At 52.6% G+C, this 19398-nt stretch carries 19 protein-coding genes; 14 read left to right on the forward strand and 5 right to left on the reverse strand.

What is annotated here, in order from left to right; genetic code table 11:
• Window positions 1-64: 64 nt before the first annotated feature.
• Window positions 65-826, reverse strand: coding sequence for a M15 family metallopeptidase (locus BM159_RS05235; protein ID WP_093913213.1), 762 nt, complete (start codon window positions 824-826; stop codon window positions 65-67).
• A 56-nt stretch (window positions 827-882) separates the two neighbouring features.
• A complete protein-coding gene (locus tag BM159_RS05240) occupies window positions 883-1419 on the reverse strand; it encodes a phosphatase PAP2 family protein (protein ID WP_093913214.1) in 537 nt (178 codons plus the stop codon).
• A 183-nt stretch (window positions 1420-1602) separates the two neighbouring features.
• Here BM159_RS05240 and BM159_RS05245 point away from each other — a divergent pair, with 183 nt between their 5' ends.
• A complete protein-coding gene (locus BM159_RS05245; RefSeq protein WP_177205928.1) occupies window positions 1603-2880 on the forward strand; it encodes an SH3 domain-containing protein in 1278 nt (425 codons plus the stop codon).
• Window positions 2881-3114: 234 nt separating this feature from the next.
• Here BM159_RS05245 and BM159_RS05250 read toward each other — a convergent pair whose 3' ends face one another.
• Entirely contained in the window at window positions 3115-3810 is a 696-nt protein-coding gene (locus tag BM159_RS05250) for a hypothetical protein (RefSeq protein ID WP_093913216.1), read from the reverse strand.
• Window positions 3811-4062: 252 nt separating this feature from the next.
• Between BM159_RS05250 and BM159_RS11950 the strand changes: the two genes are divergently transcribed.
• From BM159_RS11950 to BM159_RS05280, 6 genes are all read left to right on the forward strand, one after another.
• On the forward strand, window positions 4063-4557 hold the full coding sequence (locus BM159_RS11950; RefSeq protein ID WP_177205929.1) for a hypothetical protein: 495 nt from the start codon (window positions 4063-4065) through the stop codon (window positions 4555-4557).
• Window positions 4558-4809: 252 nt separating this feature from the next.
• Entirely contained in the window at window positions 4810-5247 is a 438-nt protein-coding gene (locus BM159_RS05260) for an RrF2 family transcriptional regulator (RefSeq protein WP_093913217.1), read from the forward strand.
• Between the two features lie 16 nt (window positions 5248-5263).
• The gene (locus BM159_RS05265) at window positions 5264-5845 is read left to right on the forward strand and encodes a hydrolase (RefSeq protein WP_093913218.1); all 582 of its coding nucleotides are present in this window, start codon (window positions 5264-5266) and stop codon (window positions 5843-5845) included.
• 9 nt (window positions 5846-5854) lie between these two features.
• Window positions 5855-6922, forward strand: coding sequence for a tRNA 2-thiouridine(34) synthase MnmA (gene mnmA / locus BM159_RS05270; protein WP_093913219.1), 1068 nt, complete (start codon window positions 5855-5857; stop codon window positions 6920-6922).
• A gap of 26 nt (window positions 6923-6948) precedes the next feature.
• A complete protein-coding gene (locus BM159_RS05275; RefSeq protein WP_143089399.1) occupies window positions 6949-8202 on the forward strand; it encodes a hypothetical protein in 1254 nt (417 codons plus the stop codon).
• 39 nt (window positions 8203-8241) lie between these two features.
• Window positions 8242-8739: an HD domain-containing protein gene (locus BM159_RS05280; RefSeq protein ID WP_093913221.1), complete on the forward strand. Its 498-nt coding sequence runs from the start codon at window positions 8242-8244 to the stop codon at window positions 8737-8739.
• Between the two features lie 19 nt (window positions 8740-8758).
• Here BM159_RS05280 and BM159_RS05285 read toward each other — a convergent pair whose 3' ends face one another.
• Window positions 8759-9412: an isochorismatase family protein gene (locus tag BM159_RS05285; protein WP_093913222.1), complete on the reverse strand. Its 654-nt coding sequence runs from the start codon at window positions 9410-9412 to the stop codon at window positions 8759-8761.
• Window positions 9413-9726: 314 nt separating this feature from the next.
• Here BM159_RS05285 and BM159_RS05290 point away from each other — a divergent pair, with 314 nt between their 5' ends.
• Window positions 9727-10056: a LysM peptidoglycan-binding domain-containing protein gene (locus BM159_RS05290; protein ID WP_093913223.1), complete on the forward strand. Its 330-nt coding sequence runs from the start codon at window positions 9727-9729 to the stop codon at window positions 10054-10056.
• A gap of 91 nt (window positions 10057-10147) precedes the next feature.
• On the opposite strand, the gene gluQRS is transcribed toward BM159_RS05290, so the two are convergent.
• On the reverse strand, window positions 10148-11119 hold the full coding sequence (gluQRS, locus tag BM159_RS05295) for a tRNA glutamyl-Q(34) synthetase GluQRS (RefSeq protein WP_093913224.1): 972 nt from the start codon (window positions 11117-11119) through the stop codon (window positions 10148-10150).
• 156 nt (window positions 11120-11275) lie between these two features.
• On the opposite strand from gluQRS, the gene BM159_RS05300 reads away from it, so the two are divergent.
• The 6 genes from BM159_RS05300 to purB all read left to right on the forward strand — a co-directional run bounded on the left by BM159_RS05300 (window position 11276) and on the right by purB (window position 19375).
• On the forward strand, window positions 11276-12637 hold the full coding sequence (locus BM159_RS05300) for a hypothetical protein (protein WP_093913225.1): 1362 nt from the start codon (window positions 11276-11278) through the stop codon (window positions 12635-12637).
• A gap of 320 nt (window positions 12638-12957) precedes the next feature.
• On the forward strand, window positions 12958-13950 hold the full coding sequence (locus BM159_RS05305) for a YybS family protein (RefSeq protein WP_143089400.1): 993 nt from the start codon (window positions 12958-12960) through the stop codon (window positions 13948-13950).
• Between the two features lie 54 nt (window positions 13951-14004).
• On the forward strand, window positions 14005-16098 hold the full coding sequence (locus tag BM159_RS05310) for a DHH family phosphoesterase (protein ID WP_093913227.1): 2094 nt from the start codon (window positions 14005-14007) through the stop codon (window positions 16096-16098).
• A complete protein-coding gene (gene rplI / locus BM159_RS05315) occupies window positions 16076-16528 on the forward strand; it encodes a 50S ribosomal protein L9 (protein WP_093913228.1) in 453 nt (150 codons plus the stop codon). Before BM159_RS05310 ends, rplI begins: the two co-directional genes overlap by 23 nt.
• A gap of 84 nt (window positions 16529-16612) precedes the next feature.
• Complete coding sequence (dnaB, locus tag BM159_RS05320; RefSeq protein WP_093913229.1) at window positions 16613-17998, forward strand: replicative DNA helicase; 1386 nt, start codon at window positions 16613-16615, stop codon at window positions 17996-17998.
• An 84-nt stretch (window positions 17999-18082) separates the two neighbouring features.
• Window positions 18083-19375: an adenylosuccinate lyase gene (purB, locus tag BM159_RS05325; protein WP_093913230.1), complete on the forward strand. Its 1293-nt coding sequence runs from the start codon at window positions 18083-18085 to the stop codon at window positions 19373-19375.
• Window positions 19376-19398 lie beyond the last annotated feature (23 nt).

Genomic DNA, 19398 nt, shown 5'->3' on the forward strand with positions numbered 1-19398 from the left:
GAGCAAAGGCTGTGCATTTTTTGGCAAAGACAAATTCTGCGTGTTTGATGGAAAAGCTAAACCCCTATGCAGCCGGTTTCAGTTCCTGAACGGCCGGTTTCGTTTCCCGTTTCACGGAAGCTTCGCTGACCGGGAAGGTGAAATAGGTGTCCGGATAGGGTTCGTCTTTCAGCGTGAAATGCCACCATTCTTCCACCAGCGGCTTAAAGCCGTGGGCCAGCATCGCTTCCCGGAGGATCATGCGGTTTTTATACTGCTTTTTCGTAATCTTTTTGTAGTCGGGGTGGGAGAGCTGGCCGAAATAATCGAAAGTGCCGCCCATGTCCACTTCTTTTTCCAGGGTCATGTCGAACAGGGTCAGGTCTACCGTGCTGCCACGGCTGTGGCCGGAGTGTTCCGCTATGTAGCCCAGGGGGAACAGCACGTCTTTTGTCAGTTCCGGATAAAAATAGGGTTTCATGCGGGTATCCTTAAAATCTTTGGCCCAGCGGGCGAAATGGGAAACTGCCATCTGGGGACGGTAGGCGTCGAAAATCTTTAAGCGGTAGCCTTTTTTGATTACGTCATCGCTGACCGCTTTCAGGGCCAGGGCCGCTTCTTTTGTCAGCAGGGCGGTGGGCTGGTGGTAACCGTCGATGCGGTCTCCTACAAAGTTGTAAGTGGAAAAGTAACGGATCTCCAGAATGGCATCCGGTACCACGTCCGTCAATACGACGAAGTCCGAAGCGTCATCGGACAATCGGACGCCGTCCTGGGCGCGGGCTTCCTGCGGGCAGAAACCCAGGACAGCGGCACATAGCATCAGAATCATAAGTAACTTTTTCATAATAATTTCCCCTCTTGTTGGTTTATAGAATTGTATTGTTTATCGAAATGTGAACGCTATCTCTTATACAAAAAGTCCGTAATCAGCCCGGCTACATAGCCTACGCAGATGCCGCCCAGGATATCTGTTGGGTAATGCAAGCCCAGATAAAGGCGGGAGAACGCTACCAGCGCTGCAATCAGAAACGCGGGGATGCTGTAGCGCTTCGGCAAAATGCGATAGATGATAAATGCCACGGCAAAGGCCAGAGTGGTATGCCCTGAAGGGAAGGAAAAGCCTTTGGGCACTTTCTTAACGGCGGGTACCAGCGACGGAACGTCCAGAAAGGGGCGGGGGCGCATGATCAGTTTTTTCAGATAATCCTTAAAGAAATTTCCCAGCAGGCCGCTGACCACACAGGCGGAGGCGATGGGGAAGATTCTCCGCTTTTCCCACAACAACATAAGGGCTACATATACACCCAGGACAATGACGCCGTAATCGGCAACCGCTTTAAAAAACGGAGTCAGGGCAGGGGAACGCAGGTTGTTCTGTATGAAAAGCAAAATGGCTCCGTCGATCTGGAGCACTGCGTCGGGAATCGTAACAGGCATGGCTAACACTTCCTTTTATTGCTCTTTTTACTATTATTATACTATATTCGCAAAGCTTACGCAAAAATGTGGAGCGGATATGTAACAAAATTTGATTTTATGCTACAATAATATTAAATAATTATTATATTGTCGTCCGGTATTGGAATGACAAACAGAATTTTTTTCAGGGAGGGTGAAGCGATGAGACGGATGCGGAATCTTTTTTCCATGATTTTGCTGCTGGTGTGTTTGCTGGTTACGGTTTCTGCCTGGGCTATGCCACCCGAAGACGGCATCTATGAAAAGAAAGACGGAAGCGGCAACGTGACGGGCAGGATGTTTATCATCACGCTGCGCGGGAAGGCTTCCGAAACCCAGGAAGGCTTTACCATGGAAACGTCCCCGGGAGCGCCCATCATCGCGATGCAGGCGCTGGACGGGAACGGGAACGTGACCGAAGAACTGGCCACCTGCTACAGCTGGAAGACGGATACGGCCGGCGCGGGAGAAACGGGCATCCGCCTGCGGGGTGAAACCTTGCAAAATGCCATGCAGAAGTACAAGAAGTTTACGCCGGAGGTCTTCAGCACGGCTTTTGGCCAGCAGGTGGAATTCGGATTTGTGAACGAAGGCAGGGCCAACGCGTACAACTGCAGCGACGCGCTGAACGGCGAGTATGTCAGAAACAGCTCTGCGACAAATTATTATCCGCTTTCCGTTTTGTTGTTTGTCTATGAAAAAACATTAAATTCCCAGGCGTTTTTAAACAGGGGCATTGCGGCCAACACATACTCTTTGAGTGATGAACAGGAAGCGGGGCCCTGGCACGGCGATTACTACGTGCTGAACGTGAGCAATCAGGACCGGCAGGATATGTGGACTGTGACAGCGGAGAAAAATCTCCGCATCGTGATGGAAAACCACAACCGTGATTATCATTTCCTTTTCGTAAGAAACAATTATCACGGCGATCCTTCCTGGGTCGGCATCACCTGGGGCGCTTTTACCGGCGAAGCCATGACCAGTGTCAATGCGTTGTACCTGCACCGCCATATAACGGTGTTCGCGCCGGAGATGCTGGAGAATCCCGATACATTTATCCGTCTGACGGATTTCTACAGTGGGGAAGGCCCTGACGCGGTTACCACCAATGCCATGGCGGTACTGGTGCCGGAAGGCAACGACACCATGCGTCTGGGACATGCGAACATTTCAGACACAGGAACCATCCAGTTCTATAAGGAAATGGGTCGCGCCGAAATCAAAGGCGAAGGTGTGCGGATCCGTGAAGAGCCCAATACCAATTGCGCGATCCTGGGCGAAAAGGATACGGGTTATCCGCTGACAGTGCTGGGCTTCGTGAAGGAGCCGGGGGAAAAATACGGCACGTATAAATGGGCGAAAGTACAGCTGGACGACGGAACAGTCGGTTATGTGAGCGGCCAGTTCATCCGGGGCATCGACACACCGTTTGACTGAAAATGGAATGCAGCCGCCATAATTTTCCGGATCAGCAGGAGTGCTTTGAGGCTGTTCTGCAAAGTAAGATACGATAACAGTGTATAATTTTATAACAACATAAAGCAAAAGGGACTGGCAGGACGAATCCTGCACAGTCCCTTTTTTAGAGAGGGGTGTCATATGTCTACTCAGGGAGGTGTCTTCCTTTTGCCGGATAGCGATCCGGGTTAAATTTGCCTGTCATCCTGATATTTATTCTACATACTCTACATAATCAGCGCGGTCAGCGCGGTGCGAGTTGTTGGCAATAATCGCGCCGATGATGCCACCGATGACCAGTGCGCCGATCCAGTCTCCGCTGTGCATGCTGCGGTAGTCATCATGATGGTGGTGACGCGGAGGCGGTGCGGGGTGATGCTGCTGTATGACGGGACCACCGTGACGGATGGAACCGCCTTTGTGAGCCATGGGCTGTGCCTTGTGGTTTGGGCCGTTGCGGTGCATCACGGGACCGCTGCGATGGATGGAGCCGCCTTTGTGCATCATAGGCTGTGCTTTATGTCCCGGGCCGCCTTTGTGCATAGCGGGACCGCCGTGGTGGATAGAACTGCCTTGACGGATGGAACCGTTTTTGTGCGCCATGGGCTGCGCCTTGTGGTTCGGGCCACTCTTGTGCATGGACTGCATTCTCTGAGTCGGTGCGCTTTTATGAACGGCCGGCCTTGCCTGATGGTCGGAACGTTGCCTTTGCATAGGGGCTTTCATCTGATGGCCGGAGGGGCCTTTCTGTGTTTCGCGCCGGATCTGCTGGGACTGCGCCGGGGGTCTGCCGCCGCCGTTGGGACGGGCTGCTGCCGCCTCGGATACGCCCATAACGAAAGAAGTGCTTAAGAAACTGGTCATCAGGGTCACTGCCAATATTTTCTGTAACTTTTTGGAAATCGTCATTTTATTCCCCTCCGTTCCTGCCGGTGCTGCGATGTTATATGCAAGTGTTTCCGGCAACTGCCTTCGCCGGATGTTTTCGTTGTCTGTATCATAACAGCAGGGTGGGGCAAAACCGTGACAAAAATATGTTTTTTTTATGGCATTCCGAAGTTATGGGAGACGATTATAGAAAAACAGGAAAAAATGTGTTACAATAACACAGACATTTAACAGAAGGAAGCCGGCGAAACTGTTTTTTCACAGACTGTAACCGTGTTGGAGCAGGAAACCGCATCGGGGCTGTGTCTGTTTATTTTTATCAGAAAATGCTGCAAACCGGACGGCAGCGGAATGGAGATTGCAATGGTTGACGCGAAGAAAATAGAGTTTGAATTCAAAAAATATATGGATATTTACAAGGCGGATCCGGAACTGGGCCATCTGATGCAGCAAATGACGTTCCAGGAGCTGTTCAATGAAAAATTCATGAAAGAGAACAGCAAGTTCGCTTCCATGGACGACATGCTGTTCAAAAGTGATTTCGGTCTGACGAATCCGCTGGAAATCGAAAAGGTGAACCAGGACAAGTGGAATGCTTTCATCGCAAAGAACACGGAGTGCGAGAACTGGCACCAGTTCGGCAAGCTGGCCATGATCGAATGGATGAAGACGGTCATCGACCTGTGGGCCCAGTTGAAGGAAAAACGGGCGAAGGACGCCAAGAACGCGAAGAAGGCAGAGAAGAAAGCACAGAAAGAAAAGGAATAAAATAGAAATCCTTTCCGGTTTGCTGAGAAAGACGGCAGGCGGAAAGGATTTTTCTTTTTGAAAAACCGCTTGCGAATCCACTTAATTCATAGTAGAATATAGGCATATAATAATATAGGCATATAATAAAGTAAGAATAAACCGGTGCTGCATGAAAGGATTCATTTTTCCTTTCGCCGCAGCAAAACCGGGTTTCAGGAGACGCTGCGTAACCGGCGTTTCCTTCAGTGTTTCGAAAGAGGTGATTGCAGTATGCGGATTTCCACGAAGGGGCGGTATGCCACGCGCCTGATGCTGGACCTTGCCGTGCATTACGAATGCGGTTTTATTCCGCTGAAAGCGGTTTCCCAACGGCAGAACATTTCCGACAAATATCTGGAACAGATCATAACCCAGCTGAGCCGGGCGGGTTTTGTGCGCAGCGCCCGGGGCGCCCAGGGCGGGTACCGGCTGACGAAAGCTCCCGAAGAGTATACGGTGGGGGATATCCTCCGGACCACGGAGGGCAGCCTGGCCCCGGTCTCCTGTCTGGAAGCCGGCAGCGGCACCTGTGAAATGGAGCGGACCTGTGTGACCCAGGAGATATGGCAGCAAATCGAGGCTGCGGTGAACAATGTGGTGGATCATATCACCCTGGCGGACCTGGTGAAACGCTACCATGAAAAAGCCGGCGGCGATTATGTGATTTGAGAAAGAGGGATGCGTTATGATTACAAGAGAAGAAGCCTGGAAATTACTGACTGAATTTAATAAAGATCCGTTCCATCTGCGTCATGCCCTGACGGTGGAAGGGGCCATGCGGCATTTTGCCCGCACTCTGGGATATGCGGAGGAAGAAGATTTCTGGGGTTTAGTGGGCCTGCTTCACGATCTGGATTTTGAACAGTACCCGGACCAGCACTGCACAAAATCCCAGGAGATCATGCGGGAACGGGGATTGGATGAACGGCTGATCCACGCTACAGCCAGCCACGGTTACGGGATCACGGTGGACATCAAACCGGAACACGAGATGGAAAAAGTGCTGTTTGCCTGCGACGAACTGACGGGACTCATCGGCGCCTGCGCCCTGGTGCGCCCGTCCAAAAGCGTGCAGGACATGGAAATGAAATCCGTAAAGAAAAAATTCAAAGATCACAGATTTGCGGCAGGCTGCCACCGGGAAGTCATCCAGCAGGGCGCGGATATGCTGGGCTGGACACTGGAAGATCTGATCACAAAAACCATTGAAGCCATGCGCGTGGATGAAGCAAAGATCAACGAAGCGTGCGCAACGTTTGGAGCATAAAGTTTTAAAATGAAGCAAAAAGTTTTAATGGCCATGAGTGGCGGCGTGGACAGCAGCACGGCGGCGCTGCTGCTGCAGGAAGCGGGCTATGATGTGGTCGGCGTCACCCTGAAGATGTTTGAAAACAAAGACATCGGGGCGGGGGAAACCGACAGCAGTTTCGTCAATGTGCGGGACGCGAAACAGGTTGCGGAAAAGATGGGTTTTCCCCATTACGTGTTTGACTTCTGCCCGTACTTCCGTCAATTTGTCATAGACCACTTCATTGCGGAGTATGAAAGCGGGCGGACGCCGAACCCCTGCGTGGACTGTAACAAAAATGTGAAGCTGGGGCAGCTGTTCCCGAAAGCGGAAGAGCTGGGTTGCGGGTATGTCGCTACAGGTCATTACGCTAATGTAAAATTTAATGAAGAGACCGGACGCTGGCTGCTGCTGCGGGGGGATGACCGGCAGAAGGACCAGAGTTATATGCTGTACACCCTGACGCAAAACCAGCTGGCCCATATTTTGTTCCCGCTGGGGCGTTTGCAGAAGACGGCCATCCGGGAAAAAGCGGAAACGGAAGGACTGGCCAATGCCCGGAAGCCGGACAGCCAGGATATCTGTTTTGTGCCGGACGGGGATTACGCCCGGGTGATACAGAATATTACAAAACGCAAGCCGCAACCGGGGAAGTTCATCCATCTGGACGGCACGGTGCTGGGAACCCACAGGGGACAGCTGCATTACACCATCGGACAGCGGAAGGGTCTGGGTATTGCCTATCAGTATCCGCTCTATGTGATCCGGAAAGATGTGGAAAAGAACATTGTATACCTGGGACCGCAGGAGGCGCTGTTCTCCGACACATTGATCGCGGAGAGCTGCAATCTGATCTCCATTCCGGATCTGAAAGGACCGGTGCGCGTAACGGCCAAACCCCGTTACCGGGCCAAAGATGTACCGGCAGTGATTGAACCATTGGAAGACGGAAACATCAAAGTGACGTTTGATGAACCCCAGCGGGCGCTGACACCGGGCCAGGCTGTGGTGTTTTATCAGGATGACGTGGTGGTCGGCGGCGGCACGATACGGTAATAAGTATAAATAACGGTAAGGGAATCATGATGGGAAAAAAGAACGTTTCAAAAAGAATGCGGGGATTTCTGGCAGCAGGTTTTTGGACTTGTATTCTGACAGTATGCCCGCTCTATGGTGAAGCAGCGCTGCCGACGCATCCGGTGCCTTCTTCGCCTGCCGCAGCGGGAACCGGTTCCCCGGGGAAGGCCGAAAGTGGTATCCGGATACGGGTGGACCGGACGGAAAAGGCGGAGAGCAGTGCGTCAGGACCCAAAGAAAACGCGGCAGACAGGATATGGTCCAAAGCGAAAGGAGACCATACCTCTGTAAAAAGTGCCCCGGAAAACAGTCCCCGGCAGAATGAAACACCAATAGTGACGGTTCGTAACAGAGAAATACCGTCCGGCAGGACTGCAGAACCGGTAATTCCGCAGGCCGTTGGGTCAGGCTATACGGAAGCGGAAATCCGGGAACAGATACAGCGGAAATATACACAGCCCAGACCGGAGTTCCGCCTTTTGTCCGGCGCGTTTGCGGGGTCCGGGTACCGGCCCGGCACGATGGATGTTAAAATTCCGACGTTGTTTTTCCCGCCGGACGTGATGCAGGATGTTTCGGAAACCTTTTTGGAAAATCCGGATGGGACGTTTGGCACGAGGACCCGGGAAGACAGGACCGGGGGACTTTCGTCCTACGGAGCCGAAGCGCAGCAGCAACTGCTGAAACAGGCGGGGGAAAAAACCGGAGAGAATGTTCCGGCATCTGCCCCGTTACATCCGGGTCCTGCGGCAGCAAGAACAAAATATAAAACCATTACGGTGCAGGTTCCCGTACCTGCCCCGTCCCCGTTCCGCCCGCTGGCAAAAGGGGATTTTTACTGGTACAGCAATCATAAAGGAAATTATGTGACAGCCTTGCCCGGTTCGCTGCCTCAGAATCCCCTGCTGCAGGTACCGGCAACCGGGCCCATGCTGATCCGCGATGCCGGGCAGCATGAATTTATGGCAGTTAGCGTGGACGACCCGGCGGACACCTATTATTATAAAAACCAGGACACATTCCCGGGTTACGGCAAAGCGGTGCCGGTGTTTACGGAGACCCGGAAAACTGCCCAGGGCGATGATGTCAGCATAAAATATATCCGCCGTTATGTGGACGGACAGCAGTGCCTGATTGTGGACAGCGCCGCAAAACGGGCCGGAAAGACATACCGCGTCGCTGTCGTTTTCCCCGAAAGCAAACAGTATGAATATTTGCCGAAAGCGTTGTATATAATCGAAAACCTGAAGGGAATATGATGAATTGCTGCTGTATAACAGATAAGGAGACCGGAAAGTATGGAACATGCTGAAGTCGTGCGCAGGATGGTTTTGTTTGACAAAGGGGATGCCCGCCGTATCCAGCATTTCTTAAAGGTCTATATGTTTGCCGCCCTCATCGGCAAAATGGAAGGACTGCCCCCGGAACAGCAGGAGGTTTTGGAAATTGCTGCGATTCTCCATGATATCGGCATCATTCCGGCTGAAAAGAAGTACGGGTTCAACAACGGCAAGCTGCAGGAACAGGAAGGTCCGGCTTATGCCCGGGCGTTGCTGCAGGAAGCGGGCGGTTATCAACCGGAGCTGATCGACAGAGTCTGTTTCCTTATCGCCCACCACCACACGTATGAGGGGGTGGACGGACCGGACTGGCAGATCCTGCTGGAAGCGGATTTCCTTGTGAATTCGTTTGAAAAGAATATGCCGGAAGAAGCCATTAAAAAAATGCGCTCCCGTGTTTTTAAAACAGGGAGCGGTATTGCCATGCTGAACAATCAGTATGGGTATGATATGTAATTGTTGTTATCAGGTAGAATTATCTCATCTTTTTCAAAGCTGCCGCATTCTTAACCAGAATGACACCGGCGGCTTTCATTTTTTCCAGGGCGGCCTGCGTTGTATCGGGCGCGATACCGCGGCAGGCTGCTTCATTTAAAATGACGGTAAAGCCGGCGTCCTTCAACTGCAGAACAGTATTCAGCACACAGTAGTCCGTGGCCAGGCCGCCGCAGATTACGGTGGTGATGCCGTGCTGGCGTAAGAATTCAATGGCCCCGGTGCTGTATTTGTTGCCAAGGTCGTGATAGCAGGCACCGTAGGGATGTTTGTCCGGTTCGATGCCTTTCAGGCTCTGGAAGGCATAGGCTTCGGGATCCAGCCCGTCGATAAATTCAAAGCCGGGCGTGCCGACGATGGCATGTTTTGTCCAATACAGGTCCAGGTCCGGATAGCCGGCCAGCGGGGTCAGGCACGGATGTTCCTCTGTGGCAATCCATTTCGCGTAAGGGGAATGGGCGTCACGGGAAGCGATCCGCAGGCACGCAAGCTTTGCCTGCGCGTTCAATTCCGGTACGATCTTGTCTCCTTCCGCCACCGGCAGTTCGTCGGGGCAGACCGGGGTGAAGGTTTTCTGGGCGTCAATATCAAAAGCGGCGATAAAGTTTTTTGCGGGTAAACGATAATTGAACATGTTGTTACCTCCTGTTCCAGACTTACCAGTTAAGGAAACGGGACTTCAAAAACCGGCGCTTCCTTTCACTCTGCGGAAAACGGATGTTTCCCGGCTCTTTCTGCTGATTTTCCAATGTTTCTGTCAAAAATGGTTAAAAGCATTATACATAATGCAGCAGATTATGTAAAGATTCCGTTAGCTGTCTTTATTGCGAACAGATAAATAATTTTCATTTAATTTCAGCGAACTGTTCGAAATAAAACTCTTGACAAACGAACTGTTTGGTTGTATTATAATTATAACAAACAAACGTTTCAAAAGAGGTGGACAAAATGAAAAGATTTTTAATTGCTTTTTTATTAGGCGCGTTAATGAGCGGCGGTTTTACATACATGACAGTTTCTGCTTCCCCGGAAATCTATGAGAAACAGGTTATTACCGTACATACGGGAGACACATTGTGGGATATTGCGGCTGACTGGAGCGGCAGGGATGAAGATATCCGTGAAGTAATCCTGCGGATCCAGAAAGAGAACAAACTGTCAGGCAGCGACCTGGCGGTGGGACAACGGCTGGTGATCCCGGTTCGCAAAACCGTAGCAGATGTGGTTGCCGAACAGAACGAACGGAATGTGGGCAAAGCGCAACTGGCGGCAAGATAAATATAGAAGTAAGGAAGCGCATACTTTTTCAAGCGGCGCTTCCTTAGTACATTTTCTGGTTTTTCTCCCTAACCATAATTTCACTTAATTTTCAGCTCTTCAATTTCAACTCTTCCCAATAATTTCCCGGAATGACAAGGTCATGTCCGGGAATTTTTTTCCGGTCAAACAGGGGCAGGATATCGGTTGCTTTCAGCGGTTCCGGTTTGCTGATCTGTCCCAGCAGCCAGGCGATATAACCGAGCAGCGGTTCCGGTCTGCCAAGCTCCTGACGGAGAAAGCCCATGTCCGCCGCTTTGTCACGCTTGGCAAGGCGGGCCCCTTCCCGGGTGATCAACATAGGCAGGTGCAGATATTCCGGCACATCGAAACCCAGCGTTTGGAAAAGGTAGATCTGCGGCGCAGAAGAACTCAGCAGGTCACAACCCCGCACCACCTGGCTGACGCCCATCAGCCCGTCGTCTATGGTCACTGCCAGCTGGTAGGCAAACACGCCGTCGCTGCGGCGGATGATGATATCGCCCCAGTCACGGGCCAGGTTAAAAGACTGCGGACCGTAACAGCCGTCGCAAAACGTAATATCTGTGTCCGGCAGGATCAGCCGGGCGGCAGGCCGGCGCTGTTTTGCTTTTTCACGGACTTCCGCGTCTGTCAGCCGGCGGCAGGTGCCGGCATAGACCACGCGCCCGTCCGACGCATGAGGCGCGTCCGCCACATGCAGCTGCGCGCGGCTGCAGAAGCAGGGATAGACGAGGTTTTTGCCGGTCAGTTGTTCATAGTATTTTTCATATATGACGGTGCGTTCACTCTGATACGGGACGTCCGGATTGTCCCAGGTGATGCCCAGCCACTCCAGATCAGACAGAATCTGGTCCGCGTTGGCGCGTGGACAGCGGACCGGGTCCAGGTCTTCAATACGCAGCAGGAAATCCCCGCCGGCGCTTTTGGCGCAGAGCCAGGCGGCCAGCGCGGTGTAAACATTTCCCAGGTGCATGCGCCCGCTGGGGGAAGGGGCGAAACGCCCCACGGTTTGTCGGGAAAAAACAGTTTCTTTTTTTGGCATGACAGCGTCCTTTAATTGTTCATAAAGATTTCAATTTTTATTATAGCATAAAGGATATAATATAAAATACAGGAAATAAGGGAGAATAATTTTCTTTCGGATAATATTGAAGCATATAATCAGTAAGAGTCTGTAGGGATTTGGAGAGGTTGCATTATGGCTGAAGAAGAAGTAAAACAGACGGCACAGGATGAGGCAGCGGAAAAGGTAACGGAAGAAGCTGCTGAAGCTTCTGCTGCGGCAGAGAATACGGAAAAAACTGCGGCTGCAGGCGAAGCCGGCAAGGCTGAAGAAGCCGGTGCCGCGGAGGAAGCCGCAAAAGAGGAAACCGTTGCCGGCGGTGCGGAAGAAAAAAAGGAAATCGAACCGTTGGAAGATATTGATACCGAATGGGAAGCGGAAAAACTGTGCCGCTGGGGCGCGGCCCGCGCCAGCGTGCTGGTGGTGGCTCCCGTTTTCGGAACCATGGCGCTGATCGCCAACGAGGTGTACATGATCACCCGCCTGGCCGACCTGCGGGGAATCAAGGTCTCCGAAGGTACGGCGTTGGGCCTTCTGGGTTCTTTGGGCGCGACCTTTATCGGGCAGTCGGTGTTTACCCTGCTGCCGATCCCGGCCATCCAGATCCCGCTGGCGGTGTCCATTACCTACGGCGTGGGCAAGGCGGCCAACGCCTGGCTGAAAGCCGGCCGGCCGGAAGATGTGGCCAGCTTCCGGGAAGTGTTTGAAAAGGCCCGCAAAGAAGGCGCGGAAAACGCGGACACTTTCAGCAACATGGACTGCAAGGACGAACCGCTGGGTGACGAAAGCAAAAAGTTTGACCTGAACGCCCTGAAAGAAAAAATGAAAAATGTCAAAGGGGAAGACGTGTTTGCCGGCGTCAAGACCACCGCGGACAAGGCCGAATCCACCATTTCCCAGAAGATCAAAGACTTTAATGACCGCATCGTGAACCCGCTGAAGACCAAGAGCGACCGCTGGATATCCGCCCAGAACTGGCAGCAGCTGTCCCGGGGCGAACTGGTCATTCCGTATACCGAGATCAAGGCATATATGACGAAAGCCCTGGCCGGCAGCGATTTTGCCCTGCTGGACATCGGCTATCTGGCGCCGGACTACCTGCGGATGAACCTGCAGCACAATACCTACGGCACGCTGGAGCTGAAACTTTCCGTCCTGGACTTTTATGTGGACCAGAACGAAGCCGTTGCCCACATTAAAGTAGAGGGTTTCGACATTTTTAATAATGACTTTGCGTCCCTGGTGGTGAATACGGTCGGTGACAAGCTGATCGTCGCGATCATCGATCTTATCTTTGATAAGGTGACCATTGAGAACAAAGACGTGGAAGTAACCTATGAAAACGGCGTGATCGGTCTGGACTTCACCAAAACCCTGCAGGAAAGCAAAATCGGCAAGACCCGCTTCCTGAAAAAATCCGTGTTGGATGTGCTGCACCTCACAAACCTCAGCGTGATGGAAGAAGGGCTGAAAGTGAAAGCCAGCGTAAAGCTGTGAGCGGCATCTGTGCAGAAAAAAACGATGACAGAACCGGAGCGCGCATGAGCAGACACTGCCATGTATGTTTAATTTAATAAGAAGATACGCTGCTGAAGCCGTTCTGTCGAATGTCCGGCTTCAGCATTTTCTTTTTGGGGTTGCGGGCCACCAGACTGTTTTGCCAAAATCTTATATTTGGTGTAAAATATAATGGTACACTGTAAAAGTGTTTGTCTTTTTATTTGTGAAAGAAGGAACCGGATAACGGTTCCCTGGGTTTGATTCTGTTTACTGACAAGCCGGGAAAGGGATGTTTGTTTTTCCGGCAGGAGGAATTTGTGGCGTTAACGTATCGCAGAAGAACATCGGCGATGGTGGAAGGCGCAATCTGCGCGGCCATTGCGATTGTTTTTAATTTATTGTTCGCTTATGTTCCCTTTATGGGAATCATTTTAAATCTGATTATGCCCCTGCCCCTGGTTGTCTGCGGCATGCGGAACGGGATGCGCTGGAGTATAATGGCTGCCGTGGTATCCACGGTGCTGGTGGCCATGACTGTGAATCCGATTCATGCGCTGTTTTACATCGGCGTGTACGGTGTCATGGGCGTCGTGCTGGGCGAGTGTATGCACCGTCACCTGCCGGCGCAGAAATTGTTGCTATACGCGTCCATCGGGGCGCTGGCCAGTATCGGTATCAACATGCTGCTGGCCCTGTATGTAATGGGCATCCATCCCGTGGATATGATGTTCCAGTCGCTGGACGATGCCATTCCGCAGATTGCGGCGTCTTTTAACACGGGGAAAATGACGCCGGAACAGTCCGCGGCCTTTACCGCACAGATGACGGAAATGGTATCCATGATCAAGATTATCCTGCCGGGAGCCATGTTGCTGATGGCGCCGATCCTGGTGATGATCAACTACTGGGTGGCCCGCAGGATCCTGGCCAGGACCGGGGAAACCTTTCCGGAATTTCCCCCGGTGGACGAGTGGTCCTTCCCGCCGGTGGTGGCGCTGGTTTATGTGGCGGCCCTCTTTGGTATCCAGTTTTTTGTCAACGACCGGACCCATATCGGTTACACTATCTGCGCCAATGTGTGGGCTATCTGCAGCATGCTGCTGATGGTACAGGGTCTGGTGTTTATCTACTGGTATCTCAAAACCCATAGTAAACCCCTCTGGTGGATGCGGATCATCATCCCCGTCTCCATGTTTATTTCCCTGGTGGGACTGCTTGTGACCTATGTGGGCGCGTACGACATCCTGTTTGACGCCCGCAGGCTCCGGACGAAGAAATATGCGGCGGAACGGGAACAAAAAAAGAAGTAAAGGTTCCGCGACTGGATTGTCGTATAACTTACGAAGCAATACGAGGTGATTGGAATGTTTGGAAGCAGGAGCCAGTTCTCCAACTGGAAAGAAATCTGTGTTTATGTGCTGATCATTGCCCTGCTGATAGCCGGACTCTGTTTCCTGCAGCCGCTGTTCATTCCGGCGGGGGTGCTGATATTCATCATAGTGGTCTGGTTTGCCCGCCGGGCCTATACCAAAAAGAAACAGATGCTGTCCGACTATCTGGACGACGTGATCCGTAACATTGAGCGTTCCGTACATTATTCCACAAAGAATCTGGATGTGGGAATCGCGGTTTTTTCCAGCGACGGACGGCTGCAGTGGAAAAATGAAAAATTCCAGGAATGGACCGGCCTGAAAACGCTGGAGAAGAAAAAACCGGAAGAAGTGCTCCCCCTGCCGGAAAACGCGTTTGAAACCATGTGCGTAAAGGACGACACCAAGATTATCAAGATGCGGGGCCGGTATTACAACATGCGTTATTTCAGCGTGCAGAACCCGGCTAAAACTACGGACGGCAAGGAAGCCGCCACGGCCAGTACGCTGATGGTTTACCTGACGGATGTAACCGAGTGGGAACAGCTGAAACAGCGCTTTGCGGAAGAGCGCCTGTGCCTGGCTTTTGTCCGTTTCGACAATTATGAAGACGTAATGAAAGGCCTCGGGGAAAGCGCCCGGGCCAACCTGAACGGGGAAATCGGCCAGATCCTGAATAAATGGGTAGAGTCTTTGCGCGGGTTTGTGGTGCGCGCCAACAATGAAAATTTAGTGGTAGGCATAAATTATAAAAACCTGCAGAAAGCAATCGATGATAAATTTTCCATCCTGGACAAAGTGCGGGAGGTGCGGCTGGAGAACAAGCTGGCTCCTACCATCAGCATCGGCATCTCCAAAGACGGGGATACGTTGCAGGAAGTGAGCATGCACGCAGCTAAGGCGCTGGACCTTGCCCTGGGCCGCGGCGGCGACCAGGTCGTGGTGGAATGCGACAAACAGATGCAGTATTTTGGCGGAACCAACGCGGTCAGCGCCAAAAGCACACGGGTGCGGGCCCGGATCGTGGCCCACAACATCCGGGAGCAGATGGAAGACGCGGACAAGGTCTTTGTCATGGGCCATGCCAATGAAGATTATGATTCCATCGGCAGCGCCGTCGGGGTGGCCAAGCTGGCCCTGTCCCGGAACAAACCCACGTTTATTGTGGTCAGCGACCGCAGCACGTCCCTGCAGAAACTGAAAAAACTGGTATTTAACAGCGAACTGAATATTTCCGAAGAAGACAAACAGTATGAAGGCATTTTCGTACACGAAGAAGACATCCTGAAAGAGATTACGCCCAGAAGCCTGCTGATGCTGGTGGATCATCACCGGGCCGCCTTAAGCGCCAGCCAGAAAGTGCTGGAAGCGATCCCCCAGAAACGGATCATCATCGACCATCACCGGAGAGCGGAAGATATCATAAAGAATACGATTCTGAAATACATGGAACCTTCTTCTTCCTCAACCAGCGAGCTGGTTACGGAACTGACAGGGTATTTTGACGACAAGCTGGAATTCACCAAAGGGGAAGCCACGGCGCTGTACAGCGGGCTGGTGGTGGACACCAAGAACTTCAACGTGCAGACCGGCGCCCGTACCTTTGAAGCGGCAGCCCTGCTGCGTACTTCCGGGGCTGACCCGGTCCTGGTGCGGCAGCTGTTCAAGGATGATCTGGACGCGTTCCGGAAACGGTACCGCCTGATCGCCGACGCGGAAACGCCGTTGCCCCATATGGCGATAGCCGTTAACCGCAATGTGGAGAACACCAGTGAGACTTCAATCATCGCGGCCCAGGCGGCGGATGCCATGATCAATGTTACGGAAATAGCCGTGGGCGTGGTGATTTCCGCATGCACGGATGGCTGTGTAAATGTGAGCGCCCGCAGCGACGGCAGCATCAATGTCCAGATTATCATGGAAGAATTAGGCGGCGGCGGTCATCAGACGGTGGCCGGCGTACAGATACAGAACGCTGACGCAGACGAAATCAAACGGCAGATTATCGAATTAACGAAGAAACAATTTGACGAAGCAGAAGAGAAAGAGAAGGAGAAAGAAAAGAATGAAAGTAATCTTATTGAGTGATGTTAAAAAATTAGGGAAAAAAGGGGATGTTGTGGAAACGGCGGAAGGTTACGGCCGCAACTACCTGATCCCCCGTAAATTAGCAAAAGAGGCTACTACGGTCAACATGAACCAGGCCATGCAGGATAAAAAGGTGGCGGAGCACAGGGCTGCCCAGCGGAAAGACGAAGCGGTGATGCTGGCTTCCCAGGTGGAAAAGGTTACCGTGAAAATGAAATTAAAAGTCGGCGCCAATGGCAAGCTGTTCGGTGCTATTACGTCCAAAGATGTGGCGGAAGCCCTGATGAAGCAGACCGGTCTGGAGGTTGACCGCCGCAAGATCGAGCTGCCTGAGACAGTAAAACAGCCGGGTACCTATACGGCCGTGGCCAAACTCCATCCGGAAATTGCCGCGAAATTTAATGTAATCGTGGAAGCTGACGCAGACTGATAATGGCTGATCCGTGCCTTGCAGGGAAACCTGTGGTTTTCAATCCGGGGCGCGGTACCGGTGTTTCTATAACAGGTGTTTATTATGCAGGACAGAGTGCCTCCGCAGAATATAGAAGCGGAACAATCCGTAATCGGAGCCATGCTCATCGACAAAAACGCGGTGAGCCTGGTTACAGAGAAACTGATGCCGGAAGATTTTTACCGGCAGGCACATCAGGTCATCTACAGCGCGATCCTGACGCTTCATTCCAAGAATGAACCGATCGATATGATCACGCTGATCAATGAACTGAAGAAAATGAACAGGCTGGATGATGTGGGCGGCGTTGCCTATGTCACGTTGCTGGCCAATGTGGTGCCTACGGCCGCCAACGCCAAATACCATGCCCAGATCGTGGAAGATAAATCCATCCTGCGCCAGCTGGTGGAGGGCGGTACGGCCATTGCCTCCCTGGGTTATGAAGGAGCGGATGACGTGCCGGTCATCATTGACCAGGCGGAAAAGATGGTCCTGCGGATTTCCAACCGGAAAGGGTCGAAAGATTTCGCGGAGATTTCCGAAGTGCTGTCGGATACGATCAACCATATCCAGGCTGTGCTGGAAAGCAGGCAGTCGATTACCGGGGTGGCTACAGGGTTTGTGGATCTTGATAAATTAACGGCGGGTCTGCATCCTTCCGATTTTATCATCCTGGCAGCCCGTCCTTCCATGGGTAAGACGGCCCTGGCCCTGAACATTGCCCAGAATGTGGCAATCCGGGGCGCCCGGGAAGGACAGCCGAAAAAACGGGTAGCCTTCTTCAGTCTGGAAATGAGCCGGGAACAGCTGGTGCAGCGCATGCTCTGCTCCGAGGCGGACGTTGATGCCCAACGGCTGCGCGCGGGAGGAGATAACAAGGATAACGATAACGCGGATTTGTGGAACAAGCTGTGGGTAGCGGCAGACCTTTTGTCCAATGCGCAGATTTTTATTGACGATACGCCGGGGATTACCATCATGGAGATGCGTTCGAAAGCAAGGCGCCTCCAGGCGGAAGGCGGCCTGGACCTGGTCGTCATCGATTACCTCCAACTGATGCAGGGAACGTCGGGGCGCAACAGTTCCGACAACCGGCAGCAGGAAGTGTCAGAAATCTCCCGGGGACTGAAGGCCCTGGCCCGTGAACTGAACGTGCCGGTGCTGGCACTTTCCCAGTTAAGTCGCAGCGTGGAAGCCCGGCAGGTGAAGAAACCCATGCTGTCGGACCTGCGGGAGTCCGGCTCCCTGGAACAGGATGCGGACATCGTTATGTTCCTGTACCGGGATGATTATTATAAAGGCGCAGAGGAAGCCCCTACCCATATTACGGAACTGATTGTGGCCAAGCACCGCAACGGTCCGGTAGGGCGGGTCAACCTGTTCTTTAAGAATGAATGCACGAAGTTTATCAGCCTGGCCCGCCGGCCGGAAGACGGCGGCAGAAGGTAAAATAAAATTGTTTTGCAAAGCAACATTTTAATTTATTTGGTATTGGGTTTGTAAAAGCTGCAGAAGCAAAAGGGGGACAACAAGATGATTCCGAGATACACACGTCCGGAAATGGAGAAGATCTGGAACGAACGGAATGAATGGCAGACCATGCTGGATGTGGAAATCGCCGCCTGCGAAGCCAACGCGGAGCTGGGGCGCATTCCCAAAGAAGCGGTGGAAGTCATCAAAGCCAAAGCGGATTTTGATGTGGACCGCATCCACGAAATTGATAAGGAGATCAACCACGATATTATTGCGTTTCTGTCCGCCGTGGCGGAATACGTGGGCGACGAAGCCAAATACATCCACATGGGCCTCACTTCCACGGATGTAAAGGATACGGGCCTCAATGTACAGGTGAAACAGGCTTCGGACGTAATCCTGAAAGACCTGGAAAAACTGGCGGAAGTGCTGAAACGCCGCGCCGTGGAATTCAAATATGTACCCACCATCGGGCGTACCCACGGCGTGCATGCGGAACCGACGACCTTCGGCCTGAAGCTGTTGCTCTGGTACAGCGAGACCCTGCGGAACATTGAGCGGATGAAACGGGCCGCGGAAAATATGTGCGTGGGCAAACTGTCCGGCGCCGTCGGCACCTATGCGGACATTGACCCCTATGTGGAAGAATATGTCTGCAAAAAGCTGGGCCTGAAAGTGGAATCCGTTGCCACCCAGGTGGTGCAGCGGGATCATCATGCGGAATATATCTCCACGTTGGGCGTCATCGCCGGGACATTGTCCCAGATGGCGCTGGAAGTGCGTCACCTGCAGCGCACGGAAGTGCGGGAAGCGGAAGAATATTTCAGCCCGAAACAGAAAGGTTCCTCCGCCATGCCCCACAAACGGAACCCGGTGCGCAGCGAGCGCATTTGCGGCATGGCCCGGCTGGTGCAGGGCTATGTGCTGCCGGCTTTTGAAAATATTCCCCTGTGGCACGAGCGGGACATCTCCCATTCCTCCGTGGAACGGGTGATGCTGCCGGACGCGACCACGGCACTGGATTATATTTTAAATGAAACCATCAACCTGATTGACAGGCTGCTGGTGTATCCGGACAAGATGCTGGAAGACCTGAACATGACCGGCGGCCTGATTTACAGCCCCCGGGTGCTGCTGGCCCTGGTTGCCAAAGGCGCGTTCCGGGATACGGCGTACCGCTGGGTGCAGCGCAACGCCATGAAACGCTGGCTGGAAGGGGAAGATTTCTACGAGAACCTCTGCAAGGACGAGGACGTGCGCAAGTACCTGACGCCGGAAGAAATTAAAGAATGCTTTGATTACAAGCCCATGCTGGTGCATGTAGACAGAATTTTTGCAAGGTTCGGGCTGTAATAGTTTTGTTTTAATCTTTGAGG

The sequence above is a fragment of the Succiniclasticum ruminis DSM 9236 genome (assembly GCF_900112895.1).
GTDB lineage: Bacteria > Bacillota > Negativicutes > Acidaminococcales > Acidaminococcaceae > Succiniclasticum > Succiniclasticum ruminis.

What these genes read in the sequence shown, in the direction of transcription:
- BM159_RS05250 (WP_093913216.1), bottom strand. Translation starts at nt 3,810, where the DNA reads ATGACGATTTCCAAAAAGTTACAGAAAATATTGGCAGTGACCCTGATG.
- BM159_RS05300 (WP_093913225.1), top strand. Translation starts at nt 11,276, where the DNA reads ATGGCTGAAGAAGAAGTAAAACAGACGGCACAGGATGAGGCAGCGGAA.
- gluQRS (WP_093913224.1), bottom strand. Translation starts at nt 11,119, where the DNA reads ATGCCAAAAAAAGAAACTGTTTTTTCCCGACAAACCGTGGGGCGTTTC.
- mnmA (WP_093913219.1), top strand. Translation starts at nt 5,855, where the DNA reads ATGAAGCAAAAAGTTTTAATGGCCATGAGTGGCGGCGTGGACAGCAGC.
- BM159_RS05240 (WP_093913214.1), bottom strand. Translation starts at nt 1,419, where the DNA reads ATGCCTGTTACGATTCCCGACGCAGTGCTCCAGATCGACGGAGCCATT.
- rplI (WP_093913228.1), top strand. Translation starts at nt 16,076, where the DNA reads ATGAAAGTAATCTTATTGAGTGATGTTAAAAAATTAGGGAAAAAAGGG.
- BM159_RS05285 (WP_093913222.1), bottom strand. Translation starts at nt 9,412, where the DNA reads ATGTTCAATTATCGTTTACCCGCAAAAAACTTTATCGCCGCTTTTGAT.
- BM159_RS05260 (WP_093913217.1), top strand. Translation starts at nt 4,810, where the DNA reads ATGCGGATTTCCACGAAGGGGCGGTATGCCACGCGCCTGATGCTGGAC.
- BM159_RS05275 (WP_143089399.1), top strand. Translation starts at nt 6,949, where the DNA reads ATGATGGGAAAAAAGAACGTTTCAAAAAGAATGCGGGGATTTCTGGCA.
- purB (WP_093913230.1), top strand. Translation starts at nt 18,083, where the DNA reads ATGATTCCGAGATACACACGTCCGGAAATGGAGAAGATCTGGAACGAA.
- BM159_RS05310 (WP_093913227.1), top strand. Translation starts at nt 14,005, where the DNA reads ATGTTTGGAAGCAGGAGCCAGTTCTCCAACTGGAAAGAAATCTGTGTT.
- BM159_RS05290 (WP_093913223.1), top strand. Translation starts at nt 9,727, where the DNA reads ATGAAAAGATTTTTAATTGCTTTTTTATTAGGCGCGTTAATGAGCGGC.
- BM159_RS05235 (WP_093913213.1), bottom strand. Translation starts at nt 826, where the DNA reads ATGAAAAAGTTACTTATGATTCTGATGCTATGTGCCGCTGTCCTGGGT.
- dnaB (WP_093913229.1), top strand. Translation starts at nt 16,613, where the DNA reads ATGCAGGACAGAGTGCCTCCGCAGAATATAGAAGCGGAACAATCCGTA.
- BM159_RS05245 (WP_177205928.1), top strand. Translation starts at nt 1,603, where the DNA reads ATGAGACGGATGCGGAATCTTTTTTCCATGATTTTGCTGCTGGTGTGT.
- BM159_RS05280 (WP_093913221.1), top strand. Translation starts at nt 8,242, where the DNA reads ATGGAACATGCTGAAGTCGTGCGCAGGATGGTTTTGTTTGACAAAGGG.
- BM159_RS05265 (WP_093913218.1), top strand. Translation starts at nt 5,264, where the DNA reads ATGATTACAAGAGAAGAAGCCTGGAAATTACTGACTGAATTTAATAAA.